Annotated in this window: 19 protein-coding genes and 3 tRNA genes; 10 read left to right on the top strand and 12 right to left on the bottom strand. The window is 57.3% G+C overall.

Features of this window, described 5'->3' with window-relative positions:
• Positions 1-8: 8 nt before the first annotated feature.
• The 9 genes from recO (at position 9) to BM029_RS07235 (ending at position 6,395) form a co-directional block, all read left to right on the top strand.
• Entirely contained in the window at positions 9-899 is an 891-nt protein-coding gene (gene recO, locus BM029_RS07275; RefSeq protein ID WP_092434130.1) for a DNA repair protein RecO, read from the top strand.
• A gap of 117 nt (positions 900-1,016) precedes the next feature.
• Complete coding sequence (gene pdxJ, locus BM029_RS07270) at positions 1,017-1,775, top strand: pyridoxine 5'-phosphate synthase (RefSeq protein ID WP_092434128.1); 759 nt, start codon at positions 1,017-1,019, stop codon at positions 1,773-1,775.
• 11 nt (positions 1,776-1,786) lie between these two features.
• A complete protein-coding gene (acpS, locus tag BM029_RS07265) occupies positions 1,787-2,179 on the top strand; it encodes a holo-ACP synthase (protein ID WP_092434125.1) in 393 nt (130 codons plus the stop codon).
• 89 nt (positions 2,180-2,268) lie between these two features.
• Entirely contained in the window at positions 2,269-3,273 is a 1,005-nt protein-coding gene (gene nagZ, locus BM029_RS07260; protein ID WP_092434117.1) for a beta-N-acetylhexosaminidase, read from the top strand.
• A 35-nt stretch (positions 3,274-3,308) separates the two neighbouring features.
• The gene (uvrC, locus tag BM029_RS07255) at positions 3,309-5,204 is read left to right on the top strand and encodes an excinuclease ABC subunit UvrC (protein ID WP_371329092.1); all 1,896 of its coding nucleotides are present in this window, start codon (positions 3,309-3,311) and stop codon (positions 5,202-5,204) included.
• Between the two features lie 118 nt (positions 5,205-5,322).
• Entirely contained in the window at positions 5,323-5,925 is a 603-nt protein-coding gene (pgsA, locus tag BM029_RS07250; RefSeq protein WP_092416341.1) for a CDP-diacylglycerol--glycerol-3-phosphate 3-phosphatidyltransferase, read from the top strand.
• Between the two features lie 113 nt (positions 5,926-6,038).
• Positions 6,039-6,114, top strand: a tRNA-Gly gene (locus BM029_RS07245).
• 121 nt (positions 6,115-6,235) lie between these two features.
• Positions 6,236-6,309: transfer RNA gene (locus tag BM029_RS07240), tRNA-Cys, on the top strand.
• Between the two features lie 10 nt (positions 6,310-6,319).
• Positions 6,320-6,395: transfer RNA gene (locus tag BM029_RS07235), tRNA-Gly, on the top strand.
• A 391-nt stretch (positions 6,396-6,786) separates the two neighbouring features.
• On the opposite strand, the gene BM029_RS07230 is transcribed toward BM029_RS07235, so the two are convergent.
• A complete protein-coding gene (locus BM029_RS07230; RefSeq protein WP_092434112.1) occupies positions 6,787-7,230 on the bottom strand; it encodes an Lrp/AsnC family transcriptional regulator in 444 nt (147 codons plus the stop codon).
• 133 nt (positions 7,231-7,363) lie between these two features.
• Here BM029_RS07230 and BM029_RS07225 point away from each other — a divergent pair, with 133 nt between their 5' ends.
• On the top strand, positions 7,364-8,257 hold the full coding sequence (locus BM029_RS07225) for a DMT family transporter (protein ID WP_092434109.1): 894 nt from the start codon (positions 7,364-7,366) through the stop codon (positions 8,255-8,257).
• An 82-nt stretch (positions 8,258-8,339) separates the two neighbouring features.
• Here BM029_RS07225 and BM029_RS07220 read toward each other — a convergent pair whose 3' ends face one another.
• The 11 genes from BM029_RS07220 to urtE form a co-directional block, all read right to left on the bottom strand.
• A complete protein-coding gene (locus tag BM029_RS07220) occupies positions 8,340-9,032 on the bottom strand; it encodes an alpha/beta hydrolase (RefSeq protein WP_092434106.1) in 693 nt (230 codons plus the stop codon).
• A gap of 326 nt (positions 9,033-9,358) precedes the next feature.
• Positions 9,359-10,231: a pirin family protein gene (locus BM029_RS07215; protein ID WP_371329095.1), complete on the bottom strand. Its 873-nt coding sequence runs from the start codon at positions 10,229-10,231 to the stop codon at positions 9,359-9,361.
• A 220-nt stretch (positions 10,232-10,451) separates the two neighbouring features.
• Complete coding sequence (locus BM029_RS07210) at positions 10,452-11,054, bottom strand: HupE/UreJ family protein (protein ID WP_092434100.1); 603 nt, start codon at positions 11,052-11,054, stop codon at positions 10,452-10,454.
• Between the two features lie 73 nt (positions 11,055-11,127).
• Entirely contained in the window at positions 11,128-11,757 is a 630-nt protein-coding gene (ureG, locus tag BM029_RS07205) for an urease accessory protein UreG (protein WP_092434096.1), read from the bottom strand.
• A 40-nt stretch (positions 11,758-11,797) separates the two neighbouring features.
• Positions 11,798-12,478, bottom strand: coding sequence for an urease accessory protein UreF (locus BM029_RS07200; protein WP_092434093.1), 681 nt, complete (start codon positions 12,476-12,478; stop codon positions 11,798-11,800).
• Positions 12,479-12,492: 14 nt separating this feature from the next.
• Entirely contained in the window at positions 12,493-13,011 is a 519-nt protein-coding gene (ureE, locus tag BM029_RS07195) for an urease accessory protein UreE (RefSeq protein WP_092434090.1), read from the bottom strand.
• 21 nt (positions 13,012-13,032) lie between these two features.
• Positions 13,033-14,733: an urease subunit alpha gene (gene ureC, locus BM029_RS07190; RefSeq protein ID WP_092434087.1), complete on the bottom strand. Its 1,701-nt coding sequence runs from the start codon at positions 14,731-14,733 to the stop codon at positions 13,033-13,035.
• Positions 14,730-15,041 carry an urease subunit beta gene (locus BM029_RS07185; protein WP_092434083.1) on the bottom strand — a complete coding sequence of 104 codons (312 nt, stop codon included), beginning with the start codon at positions 15,039-15,041 and terminating at the stop codon, positions 14,730-14,732. Before BM029_RS07185 ends, ureC begins: the two co-directional genes overlap by 4 nt.
• 12 nt (positions 15,042-15,053) lie before the next feature.
• Positions 15,054-15,356, bottom strand: coding sequence for an urease subunit gamma (locus BM029_RS07180; protein ID WP_092356730.1), 303 nt, complete (start codon positions 15,354-15,356; stop codon positions 15,054-15,056).
• Positions 15,357-15,408: 52 nt separating this feature from the next.
• Complete coding sequence (locus BM029_RS07175; protein WP_092434082.1) at positions 15,409-16,326, bottom strand: urease accessory protein UreD; 918 nt, start codon at positions 16,324-16,326, stop codon at positions 15,409-15,411.
• A 6-nt stretch (positions 16,327-16,332) separates the two neighbouring features.
• The gene (gene urtE, locus BM029_RS07170) at positions 16,333-17,031 is read right to left on the bottom strand and encodes an urea ABC transporter ATP-binding subunit UrtE (RefSeq protein ID WP_092434080.1); all 699 of its coding nucleotides are present in this window, start codon (positions 17,029-17,031) and stop codon (positions 16,333-16,335) included.
• Between the last annotated feature and the right edge of the window lie 6 nt (positions 17,032-17,037).

Here is a 17,037-nt window from a genome sequence, read left to right as displayed (position 1 = left end):
CAGAGAGCATGAACGCGATCATCGCTGACGATAGCACCGGAGAAGCAGCCCTGCCGCCGACCGTGGCTGAAGAGCAGTCGATCGCGATTATCAGCGATGCTGCTCCTGTTTTTACTCCTGCTCCTGCCTCAACTTCTACCACCGCAGCCACATCAGCCAGCCCGCCGAAACGTCGGGCCAAACCGCTCGATACCCGCGTCACTGGCCAACCCGGCTTCGTACTGCACAGCTACCCGCACCGCGAAACCAGCCTGATCATCGATGTCTTCAGCCGCGATTACGGCCGCATTGCCCTAGTTGCCAAGGGCGCCAAACGTCCTTTGTCAAAATTGCGCGGCGTGTTGCAAACCTTCCAGCCTTTGTCGCTGAGCTGGAGTGGCAAATCCGAAGTTCGCACCTTGATCGCTGCCGAATGGGTAGGCGGCATGCTGCCTCTGGAAAAATCGGCATTGCTATGCGGTTTCTACCTGAATGAACTGCTGGTCAAACTGGTGGCGCGCGACGATCCACATGCGATATTGTTCGACCACTACGTCACCACCCTGAACCAGCTGGCGCATCAGGAACCCGCGCCGATCGTCCTGCGCCAATTCGAAAGAGCATTGCTCAAGCAGACCGGGGTGGCCGGCGATTTCACTCGTTGCACCAGCAGCCGCCAGCCGGTCGATCCTGCAGAAAGCTATGTAGTCGATCCCGAACGCGGTCCGCGCCTTGCGCGGGCGGCCGATTCCTGGCCGCGTGTCAGCGGCAAGACCTTGCTGGATATGGAGCGGGAAGATTACAGCGACGTTGTCACCCAGGCCCAGAGCAAGGTGCTGATGCGCTTTTTGCTGGCCCATCATCTGGGTGGCGCGCCCTTGAATACGCGGCAGATTCTGATTGACCTGATGCAACTGTGAGGGTATCGATTATTGACGAATATTTCTCACTGACCCAACCACATCAGCGTTGCCGTCGCTGCAGATTTAGTGCAATCTTGATATCCGACAAAACCAATTCCATTACCTGAACATACGATGAGCTATCTCAACCCCACATCCTCGATCATCGACCTTGGCATCAACATCGATCACGTCGCCACCTTGCGCAATGCGCGCGGCACTACTTACCCTGATCCGCTGCAAGCGGCATTGCAGGCGGAAGAAGCGGGCGCCGACGTCATTACGCTGCACTTGCGCGAAGATCGGCGCCACATCAAGGATGCCGACGTAGAAATCATCCGGCCGCAATTGCGTACCCGGATGAATCTGGAAGCGGCGGTGACGCAGGAAATGATCGATTTTTCCTGCAAGATCAAGCCGCAGGATTCTTGCCTGGTGCCGGAGCGCCGGCATGAGCTGACCACTGAAGGCGGCCTGGATGTCGTCAAGTATTTCACCCAGGTGCAGGCGGCGGTGCGTCAATTGCAGGCGGAAGGTATCCGCGTCAGCTTGTTCATCGATCCCGAAGCCGATCAGATTCAAGCCGCTGCCGAAGTTGGCGCACCCGTAATCGAACTGCACACCGGGCGTTATGCCGAAGCGCATGACGAGGCCGGGCAACGCAGCGAGCTGGAACGCGTGCAAATAGCCGTGCAGGAAGGCGTCAAGCGCGGCCTCAAGGTCAACGCCGGACATGGCCTGCATTACACCAATACCCAGGCAATTGCCGCGATTCCCGACATCGCCGAGCTGAATATCGGCCACGCCATCGTGGCGCATGCCGTGTTCGTCGGCTGGAAAGCTGCCGTCAGCGAAATGAAGGCCTTGATGGTGAAAGCGCGTCTGGGTAAATAGAGAGGCTTGCGATGATCTACGGCATCGGCACAGACATTATCCAGATTCCGCGGATAGCGGCCGCGTTGCAGCGAAACGGTGACCGCTTTGCGGGAAAAATCCTTGGTCCGCAAGAAATGGAAAAATACCTGTCTCGCAAAGCCAAGGTGGAGGCACGCGGGATCCGTTTCCTGGCGACGCGTTTTGCTGCCAAAGAGGCGTTTTCCAAAGCCCTCGGGCTAGGCATGAGGATGCCGATGACCTGGCGCGCCATGCAAACCTTGAACGCGCCCAGCGGCAAGCCGATCGTCGTCGTTAATCCGGCGCTGGAAGAATACATGCAAAAGAATGGCTTGACCGCCCAGGTGTCGATTACCGACGAGGTGGAATACGCGGTCGCCTTCGTTATTGTGGAGAAGAGATGAGTAGTAGCTCAGGTAGTAGCGCAAGGAGTAGCGCAGGTAGTGTTGTAGTCAATGATCGCACTGTAAATCAACCGGCACTCGGCCCGGTCATGCTGGACGTGGTTGGCACCAGCCTGAGCGCCGACGATATTCGTCGCATCCAGCATCCGCTCACCGGCGGCGTGATTCTGTTCACGCGCAATTACCAGGACCGTGCCCAGCTAACTGCTTTGACGGCAGCGATTCATGCGGCGCGCCCCGGCATATTGATTGCGGTCGACCACGAAGGCGGCAGGGTGCAACGTTTCAGGACCGACGGCTTTACCCGTTTGCCGGCGATGCGTCTGCTCGGACAGCAATGGGATCGCGACGTACTAGGCGCGACCAAGGCAGCGACTGCGGTTGGTTTTGTGCTGGCCAGCGAGTTGCGCGCCTGTGGCGTCGACCTGTCGTTTACCCCGGTGCTCGACCTCGATTTCGGCGAGTCCAGCGTGATCGGCGAACGCGCCTTCCATCGCGATCCGCGCGTGGTCACCTTATTGGCGAAGAGTTTGAATCATGGCCTGGCGCTGGCCGGCATGGCTAACTGCGGCAAGCATTTCCCCGGCCATGGCTACGTGCAGGGCGACTCGCACTTGTCGCTGCCGGTCGACGACCGCAGCCTGGCGCAGATCATGGAAGAAGACGTCAAGCCCTACGACTGGCTCGGCATGAGCCTGGCAGCCGTGATGCCGGCGCATGTGATTTATTCGGAGGTAGATAAGCACTCGGCCGGCTTCTCCAAGAAGTGGTTGACCATCCTGCGCAAGGATATCGGTTTCAACGGCGTGATCTTCAGCGACGATCTGAGCATGGAAGCAGCCGGTTCTGCCGGCGGCGTGCTGGATGGCGCCAAGGCGGCTTTGGCGGCTGGTTGCGATGTAGTCCTGATCTGCAATTCGCCGGACAAGGCTGACCAGCTGCTGGCCGGGCTAAGCATGGCCGGCGACGAGTCGACCGCATCCCGTGCGCGCCTGACAGGCCTGGTGCCGCAAACGGCGGCCTTGGATTGGGACACCCTGCAAGCCGATGCGGATTACCTGGCTGCGAGGTCGCTGGTGCAATCATTGTTATGATCACAGTGATGATGGATGATTGAGAGCCTTGCATCATGACTGAAGCTGAAAAGCCGGAAATTCCAGAAATTCCCGACACCCCGGATCCACGTGCGGTGGTGCTGGAAACCGTCGCCAAATTGCCTAATCTGCCCGGTGTGTATCGTTATTTCGATGCGGCCGACAATATCCTGTATGTCGGCAAGGCGCGCGATCTGAAGAAGCGGGTATCGAGCTACTTCCAAAAAAACCTTGCCAGTCCGCGCACCGCCATGATGGTCGAGCGCATCGCCCGGCTAGAGACGACGGTGACGCGCAGCGAAGCTGAAGCCTTGATCCTGGAAAGCAATCTGATCAAGTCATTGCAGCCGCGTTACAACATTCTTTTCCGTGACGATAAATCCTATCCCTACCTGAAGATCAGCGGCCAGGAAACTCCGCGCATGGCCTACTATCGTGGCGCCGTCGATAAGAAAAACCAGTATTTCGGACCGTTTCCGAGTGCCTGGGCAGTCAAGGAATCGATGCAGATCTTGCAGAAGGTGTTCTTGCTACGCACTTGTGAAGACAGCGTCTTTGCGAATCGCACCAGGCCTTGTCTGCTGCACCAGATCCAGCGCTGCAGCGCGCCCTGCGTGAATCTGATCAGCCACGAGGATTACCTGACCGACGTCGATAACGCCGCAAAATTTTTGCGCGGACGGCAAACCGAAGTGTTGACGGCGCTGGAACAAAAGATGCACGCCTACGCCGCCGAATTGAAATTCGAACAGGCGGCGACGGTGCGCAATCAGATCACCGCGTTGTCGCGCGTGCTGCATCAGCAAAGCATGGAAACCGTAGGCGACAGCGATATCGACATCGTTGCCGTCATCGTCCAGGGTGGACGTGCCTGCGTCAATCTGGCGATGGTGCGCGGCGGCCGCCATTTGGGCGATCGCGCGTATTTCCCTAGTCATGTCGACGGTGCGTTGTCGAGCCCGGAAGAAGCGCAGGGCGAAACCATAGAGCTTGCCGTGCTCAAGGCTTTCCTTGCGCAGCACTACATCGATACTTTCATTCCCGGCACCTTGATCCTGAATATCGAGTTCGACGAACCGGCGCTGATGGTGGCGCTCATGGAGCAATGCGGCCATCGCATCAACCTGTTGTTCCAGCCGCAAGGGCAACGCCGCCAATGGCTGGAAATGGCGCAAAAGGGTGCTGAAATTTCTCTCGCCAGATTGTTGTCGGAGCAGGGCTCGCAACAGTCCCGGACGCGGGCGCTGGTCGAAGTGCTCGGTCTTGAAGTCGAAGATATCGATAGCTTGCGCGCCGAGTGTTTCGACATCAGCCATACCTCAGGCGAGGCGACCCAGGCATCTTGCGTGGTGTTCCATCATCACACCATGCAAAACGGCGAATACCGGCGCTATAACATCAAGGACATCACGCCTGGAGATGACTATGCCGCGATGCGCCAGGTGCTGATGCGACGTTACGAAAAAGTGGCTAACGGCGACGGCGTCATGCCCGATATCGTGCTGGTCGACGGCGGCAAGGGTCAGGTTGAAATGGCGCGCCAGGTGCTGGCTGAACTGGGGCTGGATATCAGCCTGATTGTCGGTGTCGCCAAAGGCGAAGGACGCAAGGTAGGATTGGAAACCCTGATCTTCGCCGATGGCCGCGCCGCACGCGAGTTAGGCAAGGAGTCTGCAGCCCTGATGCTGATTGCGCAGATTCGCGACGAGGCACATCGTTTTGCCATCACCGGCATGCGTGCCAAGCGCGCCAAGGCGCGCCAGAGTTCGCGGCTGGAAGAGATCGAAGGGATCGGCGCCAAGCGCCGCCAGAAACTGTTGGCGCGCTTTGGCGGCTTGCGCGGCGTGGCGGATGCCAGCATTGAAGATATTGCCTCGGTCGAGGGCATTTCCCGCGTGTTGGCCGAAGAAATCTACAAGCAGCTTCATTGACATGAATGTTGCATGTTGGGTCATCGCTTGTTGCTTTTGCAGGTTTTATTTCCCAACTGCTGCATACTCCTAGATAATTAGAACATGAACAGTTGGCTCCTTAACTATAAAACTATTTATGCCATTTAATTTTCCGATTTTACTGACTTGGCTGCGGGTTGCCTTGATCCCGCTGGTGGTCGGTGTTTTCTACCTTCCCGATCTTGGTTTTCATGGTTTTTCAATATTCCAGTTGGGCCTGGCTTCGACCATCATTTTTATCGTCGCTGCAGTGACCGACTGGTTCGACGGTTTCCTGGCGAGGCGCTGGAACCAGACTTCGGCTTTCGGCGCTTTCCTCGACCCGGTCGCAGACAAACTGATGGTCGCCGGCGCCTTGCTGGTGCTGGTGCATCTGCAGCGGGTCGATCCTATCATCGCGTTTGTGATCATCGGCCGCGAGATCGCCATCAGCGCCTTGCGCGAATGGATGGCGCAAATCGGTGCATCGAAATCGGTGGCGGTCAGTTCGATCGGAAAAATAAAAACCACTGCACAGATGGTCGCGATCCCGATGTTGTTGTATTATGGCGACCTGCTTGGCATTGATACCCGTTTCTGGGGGCAAGTGTTATTGTTGATAGCAGCGGTGTTGACGGTTTGGTCCATGTTTTACTATTTGCGTAAAGCCTGGCCACTGATCAAGGAAAGTACCGCAGCAAAAGAAAACAACAAGCAGTGAAGTGAAAGTCGGTGTTTTGAAAAAATATGATGAAAATTTTTCGAAATTATTGACAAGCTCTGTAGATCAACTATAATGTCGTCTCTGTAGTTGATACGGAAAAAGAAACAAATGCGGGAGTAGCTCAGTTGGTAGAGCGCAACCTTGCCAAGGTTGAGGTCGAGAGTTCGAGACTCTTCTCCCGCTCCAGATTCAAAAAAGGAAGCTGGAAAAAGCTTCCTTTTTTTATGTAAAATCTGTAGCTGATCGTGTTGGTTGAGTGATGTTGATTCAGCTGATAGTGCTTTGATTTTGCAGTAGGTATACCCCTGGCGGGGTAGCAAAGTGGTTATGCAGCGGCCTGCAAAGCCGTTTACGCCGGTTCGATCCCGACCCCCGCCTCCAGACTCCATACGCGGGAGTAGCTCAGTTGGTAGAGCGCAACCTTGCCAAGGTTGAGGTCGAGAGTTCGAGACTCTTCTCCCGCTCCATATTCCAGGCAAGGAAGATGACGTTATCTTCCTTGCCGTTTCAGTAAAAAATCCTTCCTTGTTTTTCTCCTGATGTGCCTCGCAGCGTCTCTGTGTGCATGGTTTTATCGAGAGTTTCAGGGTTGCAGGATTTCTCGGGCTTTCTCGGGTTTTCTTTATCGTTCTTCTTCAACGAACCGATACAAGAGTTGATTCACCTTTCGCCGGGGCCACTTTCCAGATAGGACTGGGTTTCGGGAGTCTTCTCCTTTATCGGTAAACATGCTGTCGTCGGGCGCATGTTTAGAATGCATTTCTGCAGATACGCCAGGCTTTATTCAACGACTCGTTCGCATTTTGCGACCGGGTCGTTTTGCTTTTGGCGCTGACTAACTTCAGGCTTGATCCCGAATTATTCACTCCTCAACGGCGGTGGCCGCCGCTTGATCGGCTGCGCCTTGACGATCGCGGTGTTGGTCTCAGCCTTGTCGGCAATCCGATCGATAATCCGGTCCAGTTCTGCGATCGAACGCACGTACAGGCGCGCGATATAACAATCCTCTCCGGTTACCTTGTCGCACTCGCAGAACTCCGGCGTTTCCTCGATCAGTTTCTGGACAATCAACAGTTTGCCTGGCAAAGGCCGGATGCGGACAATGGCCTGTAACTGATAGCCGAGCGCCTGCGGGTCGATGTCTACCGTGAAGCCGCGAATCACTCCGCGTTCTTCAAGGCGATGCAAGCGTTCCGAAACACTCGGCGAAGAAAGGCCGACCTGCAGGCCCAACTCTTTCAGCGAGATACGTGCGTCCTTGAGCAGGACTTCGACGATGCGCTGGTCGACATTGTTTAGCATTTTATATTTCTCCGGCTATTGCTGATATTGCCTTATATAGTAAGGAATATTATTAATATTTCCTTATATTAAGCATGGAAATCGGGATTGCAAAGTGAGATTATCAGGCCGTGACGGTTTTTAGGAGCTTTATATGAACAAGAAGGTAAGCGGCACAGTTGAAATGACCGCCGCTATGATCATTTCGGGAACTATAGGCTGGTTCGTCGTGGTCTCAGGCCAGCCTATCCTGGATGTGGTGTTCTGGCGCTGCGTCTTCGGCGCGGCAACCCTGTTGCTGGTTTGTGCCGGACTGGGCCTGCTGCGCGGCGCAATCAACTGGCGCTTGCTGGCTCTGGCGGCGCTTGGCGGCGTAGCGATAGTGATCAATTGGCTGCTGCTATTTACCTCATATTCGCGGGCATCCATTTCGATTGCTACTGCGGTCTACAACACCCAGCCATTCATGCTGGTCGGCCTCGGAGCGGTATTTTTTTCCGAGCGCCTGACGATCAATAAATTGACATGGCTCGCCATCGCCTTTGCCGGCATGTTGTTGATCGTACTGGCGCAGCCTGGAGCGGCCAATAGCGGCAGCGATTATCTGGCAGGGATCCTGATGGCGCTAGGCGCGGCTTTTTTCTATGCGGTCGCCGCCATCATTACTAAAAAGCTTGTCGGTACGCCGCCGCATCTGATTGCTCTGATCCAGGTTTGTGTCGGCGTGGTGATGCTGGCGCCTTTTGCGCACCTGTCGACGCTGCCCAACGAAATCGGCACATGGGGCATCCTGATTACGGTCGGTGTGATCCATACCGGACTGATGTATATCCTGCTCTACGGTGCGATCCAGAAGTTGCCGACGCATTTGATCGGATCGCTGTCGTTCATTTATCCCATCGTGGCGATCATGGTTGATTACCTGGCCTTCGGCCATCGGCTGCAAATAACCCAATTGATCGGGGCTGCCGCCATTCTGATCGCAGCGGCCGGCATGAATCTAGGCTGGTCGTTGTGGAAGCCGAAGAGGTGTGTCGGCTCAAGTTAAGAATTCACGCGCTGCAACGACAATGTGACTACGCCACAGTCAGCCGATATGCAACCGGCCGTTGTGGCGTTTCGATGACGGGTCACGCCAAAGCGCGCGCCGCCTCTTCAATCAAGGCGACTATTTCGTCAGGGTGCGAAGCCATGGAAGCGTGGCTTGCCGCCAACTCGATGCTCATTCTGGGTTTCATGCGTTCGGCAAACCAGCGTTCCGTTGCGGGCGGTATCATACGGTCGTTGCTGGAGACCTGATACCAGGATGGTTTGACCTTCCAGGCCGGCGGTCCGGAGGCGTCGCCAAAGCAACGGGCGGCGATCGGTTTCTGCGTCAATGCCATCACCAAGGCTTCTGTTTCACCGAGGTCCTGGCAAAAATTGTCGTGGAATTTATCTGGGTCGATCCACAGGAAACCGTTGTCGTCCGGCGCGATGCCAGCGGCGCCGGGCGGCGCTTCCCTCATGCCGAAAATACCTCCCGGGGTTTCGCCTTCATCGGGAGCAAAGGCTGCCACATACACCAGGCCAACCACATTCGGCGCATGACCTGCGCCGGTGATGACCATGCCGCCATAGGAATGGCCGACCAGCAAAGTCGGCCCGTTCTGCGCTACGGCCAATTTGGTGGTGCGGTCGATATCGTCGGCCAACGAGGTGAGCGGATTCTGAACTGCTCTCACGCGATATCCTCTTGCGTGAAGCGGTGGAATCACGTGGCCCCAATGAGAGCCGTCGCCCCATGCGCCGTGTACCAGGACTATGTTGATTTTCGCTGTCATATTGCATTCTCCTGTTCTGTCGGGCGACTATGCAAAACAGAGGGAAGGCGTCGCTTAGACCATCCCAGACTATGCAAGCAGGCGGATGTGGATTTTGCTGTCAGTTTGCGCGTTCCTGGAAGCTTTGTCTGCAATCGATATGCGCACGAACGTTCGTCTTATGCGCTGCAAGAGTGAAAAAAACGCAGAAAAAGCGTGAATCAAAAAATGCACCGCATCAGCGGATAGTCCTTGTGCGGTCAGACTTTGGTCGGGTCGAAAGGGTTGATGTGGAAGAAGCGCTATTTTTTTTCAGCATGATCTGGAGCTGCCGATGAGGCTCGCCCTCATGCTTCTGGCAATGGAATCCATTCATCGTCGCCCGGCACCCGATCAAAGCGTTGTTCACGCCAATTGGCTTTGGCGGTTTCAATCAGCTGCGGATCGCTGGCAACGAAATTCCACCATATGGTGCGCGGCCCATCGATGGGCTCACCGCCCAGCAGCATGACCTGGGCTGCTTCGCTGGCGGCAATCTTTACGGCCCGATCTGCTTGTAATACAGCCAACACGCCCATTTCCAACGTTTCGCCGTCGATAGTCACGCTGCCGCTGGCGACATACACGGCTTGCTGCGGGTACTCCGCCTCAAGTGTGAACTGCGCCCCCGCCTGCATTTCGGCGGCGACATACAGGGTCGGCGAATTGATTTTGACGGGCGCTTCCCGGCCAAAGGCGCGGCCGGCAACGATGCGCAGCTGGTAACCGTCACCTTGTATCAATGGCAAGCTCGCGGCCGGGTGGTGGGCGAATGCCGGGGCGCATTCTTCATCGGCCAACGGCAGTGCCACCCAGGTCTGGATGCCGTGCAGGCGCCAGCCGCTGGCGCGCAACGCTGCAGGCGTGCGCTCGGCGTGGACGATGCCGCGTCCGGCTGTCATCCAGTTGACGTCGCCGGGAATGATTTCCTGGTCGTTGCCCAGGCTGTCATGGTGGCGGATTGCGCCTTCGAACAGATAAGTGACGGTTGCCAGGCCGATATGCGGATGAGGCCGGACATCGATGCCCTGGCCGCTGGCAAAATCGACCGGTCCCATGTGGTCGAAAAATAGAAAGGGACCAACGCTTTGATGGCGGCCCGCGGGCAATACGCGGCGCACTACCAGTTCGCCGAGATCGCGGGCGCGGCCGGGAATCCGGTAGGCAATCGGGGATGTGATCGGGGTTGTCATAGTGTGTCCTGGTTTAAAGAAATAAAAAACAAGGCCGCTGCAACAAAACGACTTGCACAGGTTGGAGACATTAGCATATTTGAATGTTCCGGGCCGAGAACAAAAAAGAGTCAGGTTCATTCGCAGCACAACTGCGAATGAACCTGACTCTGATCAAATGTTTTAGTAATCGCGCGCTGCGATCAGGCAAAAGCTCTAGAGTCGTGCCTTAGAATGCAACCGTGAGCAAGTAGCCACCGACCGCCGCAATCGCAACGCCTCCCAGCCGTACCGCTTGCGCCGCCATTTTCTGGCCGGCGACCAAGCCGATTGCCAGCCCGAGCAAATGCAGTAGCGCTGTCGCCGCCACAAAACCGACGCCATACCAAAGCGCCGAGGCGCCGTGCGGTAATTCGCTGCCGTGCGCATAACCGTGGAATAGCGCGAAGACAGAAACCACGCCGGCGCTGGCCCAGACCGGCATGCGGATGGCGCAAGCGATCAGCAGGCCCAGCACGGCGACCGAGGCCGCGATGCCGGTTTCGACGCCGGGCATCTGCAGGCCGGAAAATGACAGCAGTGCGCCAACCACCATCATCAGCGGAAACGCCAGCGGCAGCACCCAGAGCGCGGAGCGCTTGTTTTGCGCCGCCCACAGGCCGACGGCCAGCATAGCCAGCAAATGATCGATGCCGGAAAATGGATGGGCAAAACCGTCGTTGAATCCGAACGCGTCAGGATGGACGGGATGGGCAAATGCGGAGCCGATACTGAGGGTAGCGATGACGAGCGCGCTGACGCGGCCACAGGTGCGGGCGGATGGATAGGGCATGGCAGGGCTCCTTGATAAAGGTTGTTGGTATTGCTTATTGAGATTGCTTATTCAGGTTGCTTATTTAGGTTGCTTATTTAGGTTGATCAAGCAGACCCTGTTTGCGGATGAAAGCGATCACTTGCTCAACCCCGTCGCCGCTGCGCAGATTGGTGAAGATGAACGGTCGCTCGCCGCGCATTTTTTTTGCGTCATGCGCCATCACATCGAGATTAGCGCCGACATAGGGCGCGAGATCCGTTTTGTTGATGATCAGCAGGTCGGAGCGGGTGATGCCAGGGCCGCCCTTGCGCGGTATTTTTTCGCCGCCGGCAACGTCGATCACATAGATGGTCAGGTCGGACAGTTCCGGGCTGAAGGTAGCCGCCAGGTTGTCGCCGCCGGATTCCAGCAGGATCAGATCGAGGTTGGGGAAATCGGCGCTCATGCGGGAAATCGCTTCCAGGTTGATCGACGCGTCTTCGCGTATCGCCGTGTGCGGGCAACCGCCGGTTTCCACGCCCATCAGCCGCTCGGCCGGCAGGGCATCGGCGCGTAACAGGATCTCCATATCTTCTTTGGTGTAGATATCGTTGGTGATGACCGCCATGTCGTAGTGGTCGCGCATGCCTTTGCACAGCATTTCGCACAACGCGGTTTTGCCGGAACCGACCGGGCCGCCGATGCCGACGCGGAGTGGATTGGAGGTTGAGGAAGTGCTCATTTTGAGGTTCGCTTAAAAATATTGAATGTCGGGTTTGATTTCAGGAGCGATAGAGACGGCTGTATTGTTCTTCGTGCTGCATCGACAGCAGCGACAATCCGGGCGACCAGTTGCAGAGTTCATGATCGGCCAGGTGTTGTACGTTCTCGGCTGCCAGCCGCAACTCAGCTTGCAGCGACAGCAGCAAGCGCTGGCCGGCAACCTGACCAAGAGGTATTGTTTTGACGCATACCAGCACCTGGTTTTCCGCCCAGGAAAACAGCATGCCGAGCAATGCTGCCTCGTGCGGTACTTGCAAGGCCACCGCGGCGTAGGCGTAAGCAGTCGGCAACGGCAGTTCCGGCTGGGCTTGCAAGATGGCTAGCAATTCGGCGTCGCCAATCTGCAATTCGATCGCCAGCTTACCCAGCGAAAATCCCATCTGTATGGTTTCGGCGCGAAACTCGGCAGTGTCGCGGGCGGCGATGAAACGTTCAGTCCAAAGTTCGACTGCTGCGCCGTCACGTCGCTCGAACGCTTGCAGCAGACGCCACAAGATCGGCGCTTCAAACAGCGCGACCACTTGCTGCAAGTTGTCGCAGATCCAGTTGCGTGCAGATTCAGGATCCTTGACCCAACCCTTGTCGATCGCCGTTTCCAGTCCTTGCGAATAGCTATAGGCGCCGATAGGCAGCGACGGGCTGGCTAGTTGCAGTAAATGAAGCAGTGCTGTTGCATGCATGGTGTTTGCCAAAGTCAGACCGCGGTTTCGTCGCCGGGGCGATGGATCTTTTGTCGCAACGGCACCGGCGCCAGCAAACCGTCGTGATGATGGTGATGGCCGCCGCCGTAAGCACCGGATTCCGGCTCGAACGCGGCCAGTTCCTCGGTAACCGTGGCGTGTAATCCTTCCAGCATTTCCTTCAGCACCGGATCCTTGCGTATGCGTAGGAAGCCGTCGCCGACATGGGCTTGCGTGTGCCGGTTTCCAAGATGAAAGGCACAGCGCAACAGGGCGTGCGGACTGGCGCATTCGATACGGTAAGTGGCTTCGGCGGCGGCGAGTATCCTGACCACGCGTTCGTTGCCGTCGTCATCGCTGCCCTTGATCAAGTCTCCATGCCGCAGCACGGTGCCGCGCACGGTGAATACGCCCACTTCTTCGCCGCTGGTCAGCGCCGCGCGCAGGCGGCTTTTTTCGCGTAGTTCATAGGGCAGGATCAGTTCACCTTGCACCACATCGGCGTGTTCCACTTTTGTGTTGAGAATTAACATCTGGCTCTCGTTAAAATAAAATCAAAATAGAAAGTAACGCTGCGCCATCGGCAATATGCTGGCCGGCTCGCATATCAGCAGTTCGCCGTCGGCACGTACTTCATAGGTTTCCGGATTGACTTCCATGCGCGGCGTGGCGCCGTTGTGAATCATGTGGTGCTTGCGCAGATGGCGTACATCCTTGATCGGCACCACCGGCTTGTTCAGCTTCAGGCGTTCGCCGATGCCGTCGTCATACGCGGCTTGCGAAACGAAGGTCAGCGAAGTCCTGAGGCCGCCGCCGTAGGCGCCGAACATCATCCGGTAATGCACCGGTTGCGGCGTCGGGATGGAAGCATTCGGATCGCCCATCTGTGCCGCTGCGATCATGCCGCTCTTCAAAATGGTGGATGGCTTGACGCCGAAGAAAGCCGGTTTCCATAAGACCAGGTCGGCAATTTTTCCGACTTCGATGGACCCAACCACATGCGCGATGCCATGCGTGATCGCAGGGTTGATCGTATATTTGGCAATGTAGCGTTTGACCCGGAAATTATCCGATTTACTGCTGTCTTCAGCCAGCGTGCCGCGCTGGACTTTCATCTTGTGCGCGGTTTGCCAGGTACGCATGATGACTTCGCCGACCCGTCCCATGGCTTGCGAATCGGAAGACATCATGCTGATGGCGCCTATGTCATGCAAGATATCTTCGGCAGCAATCGTCTCGCGCCGTATGCGCGATTCGGCGAACGCTACATCTTCCGCAATCGCCGAATCGAGGTGATGGCAGACCATCAGCATGTCGAGATGTTCATCCAGCGTATTGACGGTAAACGGCCGGGTCGGATTGGTCGAGGAGGGCAGTACGTTACTGTTACCCACCGCGGCGATGATGTCCGGTGCATGGCCGCCGCCGGCGCCTTCGGTATGGAACGTATGGATGGTACGATCCTTGAACGCGGCCAGCGTGTGTTCCAGGAAGCCGCCTTCATTCAGGGTGTCGCTATGGATTGCGACCTGCACATCCATGCGGTCGGCGACGCTCAGGCAATTGTCGATGGCGGCCGGAGTCGAACCCCAGTCCTCATGCAGTTTGAGGCCGATTGCGCCGGCACGTACCTGCTCTTCCAGTGGTCCCGGCAAGCTGATATTGCCTTTGCCCAGGAATCCCAGGTTCATCGGGAAAGCATCGGCCGCCGACAGCATCGCATGCAGATGCCAGGGGCCGGGCGTGCAAGTGGTGGCCGCGGTGCCTGCGGCCGGGCCGGTGCCGCCGCCGAGCATGGTAGTGACGCCGCTCATCAAGGCTTCTTCGATTTGCTGCGGACAGATGAAATGGATGTGCGAATCGATGCCGCCGGCGGTCACGATCTTGCCTTCGCCGGCGATAATCTCGGTGGCGCCGCCGATCACCATGGTGACATCCGGCTGGATATCCGGGTTGCCAGCCTTGCCGATGGCCGCGATCTTGCCGCCTTTGATGCCGATGTCGGCCTTGACGATGCCCCAGTGGTCGATGATCACGGCATTGGTGATCACGGTATCCATCACATCCTTGTGCATGCGCTGTGACTGGCCCATGCCGTCGCGGATCACCTTGCCGCCGCCGAATTTTACTTCTTCGCCGTAGGTGGCGTAATCCTTTTCGATTTCGATGAAGAGCTCGGTGTCAGCCAGGCGGATCCGGTCGCCGATGGTCGGGCCGTACATTTCGGCGTAGGCGTGGCGTGTGATTTTACTCATTTCTGCAATGCTCCCATGACCTTGCCATTGAATCCGTAGACGATGCGGTCGCCCGCCAGTTCGACCAGTTCTACCGTGCGCTTCTGGCCCGGTTCGAAGCGGACTGCGGTGCCGGCCGCAATGTTGAGCCGCATGCCGTAGGCGTCCTTGCGCTCGAACAGCAGGGCCGGGTTGACTTCGTAAAAATGAAAGTGCGAACCGATCTGGATCGGCCGGTCGCCGCTGTTGGCGACGCTGACAGTAGTGCACTTGCGGCCGACATTGAGTTCGATGTCGCCTGGCTGGATGAACATTTCTCCTGGGATCATGGCGGCTCCAGTCTAGGGAATCGGGTGATGCACGGTGACCAGCTTGCTGCCATCGGGGAAGGTGGCTTCAACCTGGATATCGGGAATCATTTCGGCGATGCCGTCCATGACATCGGCCCGCGTCAAGATCTTGCTGCCGTAGGACATCAGCTCGGCGACGCTCTTGCCGTCGCGCGCGCCTTCCATGATGGCGGCGCTGATCAAGGCCACCGCTTCCGGATAATTCAATTTCAAGCCGCGCGCCAGGCGACGCTCCGCTAGCAATGCGGCGGTGAAAATCAGCAGCTTGTCTTTCTCTCTTGGCGTCAGGTCCATGGTTCTATTCTTTCATTCAGATCGATTTTCAGATCGATGTTCAGATTAATTATCAGGTGTTCCAGATCCGTGGCACCAGTGCTTCGTGCCCCAGCAATTGCGGACGAATCAGCTGCCACGTCTGCATCATCCAGCGCCGCGCAAGTTCGCTGGAGTGCCCCAGGTGGCGCAGCACCAGCACCGATTTCATCTGGGTTGCACCGACGCTGGCCTGGTCTCCTGCAAGTTGGTTGGCAAGCTCGCGCAACTGCTGTACGAAGCTGCCAGGGAATGGTTTTCCGACCACAATCAAGGTAGCGCAGACCGTGCAATCCGCCAATCCCAGGCGACTGCGCATGGCGTCGCTGCCGCCGTTCAGCATACCTTGTTCAAAATATAATAATTTACCATTGCGACGGATGCTGGTGAGCTGCGAAATACGACCGCTGTTGAATGTTTCACCGGAAGCCGTGCGGCCGAAGCACAGTATCTCGCCGCCGATATAGCGGGCGTCGCCTTGCAGCTCTACCTGGTGTTCCAGCGTGACATGGGCCTGGTCGAAAAAAATGGTCTCTTGCGGCAGCCATTCCAGCGTGGCGGAGTTGGCAACCTGCAGCGTTACCTGTTGTTGCGAAATCTTGCCGTTGGCCTGGTACCACTTGGCTGCGCCGGGTGTGGTGAGGAAGGCATGCGCGCGTTCGCCGACGCTGGCCCTGATGCTCAGCTGATCGCCGCCAACCACGCCACCAGGTGGATGAACGATGATGGCATGGCAGATCGACGGGTGTTCCGGATAGAGCGCCTTTTGCACGCGCAAGGGGCCGTAGTGGGCGCGATCCAGCAAGCGCGTGGTGCCGCGGTCGTCGGCAAATGCCAAAGACAGCCAGGCCTGGTCGCCGCTGCGCCGGGTTGCTTCGGCGACAGACATAACCGGCACAGGCGGAGCAAGTCCGGCTGCCGACAAAGGTGGCAGGCTAATCAGATTATCCATGCGGCACTATACCGCCAAGTGTCGTTTTACGCTGTCATCATCCATGTTCTCCTGGCCGCCGGCGGCAACCACTTCACCGCGCGACAGCACCACAAAATTATCTGCCAGGTCACGCGCAAAATCGAAGTACTGTTCGCACAGCAGGATGCCGATGTCACCGCGCTCGCGCAGCAAGCGGATCACGCGGCCGATATCCTTGATGATCGATGGCTGGATACCTTCGGTCGGTTCATCCAGGATGATCAGCTTGGGTTCCGCCAGCAAAGCGCGCGCTATCGCCAGCTGCTGTTGCTGGCCGCCGGACAGGTCGCCGCCGCGCCGTTGCAGCATTTCCTTCAGCACCGGGAATAATTCGTAGACCTCATCCTTGATCAGCAATGCCTTTTTTCCCGACTTGGTGGCCATCCCCATCAACAGGTTTTCTTCCACCGACAGGCGGGCGAAGATTTCGCGTCCCTGCGGCACATAGGCAATCCCCAGTGCGGCGCGCTGGTGCGGTTTCAGGCTGGTGATGTCGCGGCCTTCCAGCATGACCTTGCCGCTGGCGCTGGGCAGCACGCCCATCAGGCATTTCAGCAAGGTGGTTTTGCCGACGCCGTTGCGGCCCAGCAGAGCCAGGCATTTTCCTTTTTCCAGGGATAGCGAAATCCCGCGCAAGGTGTGCGAAGAGCCGTAGTACTGATTCAGTTGTTCAACGTTTAACATATTATT

The sequence above is a fragment of the Collimonas sp. OK607 genome (assembly GCF_900111995.1).
Taxonomy (GTDB): Bacteria; Pseudomonadota; Gammaproteobacteria; order Burkholderiales; family Burkholderiaceae_D; genus Collimonas.
Note: the sequence above shows the minus strand (reverse complement) of the source record. Positions and strands in the feature narration are given on the sequence as shown.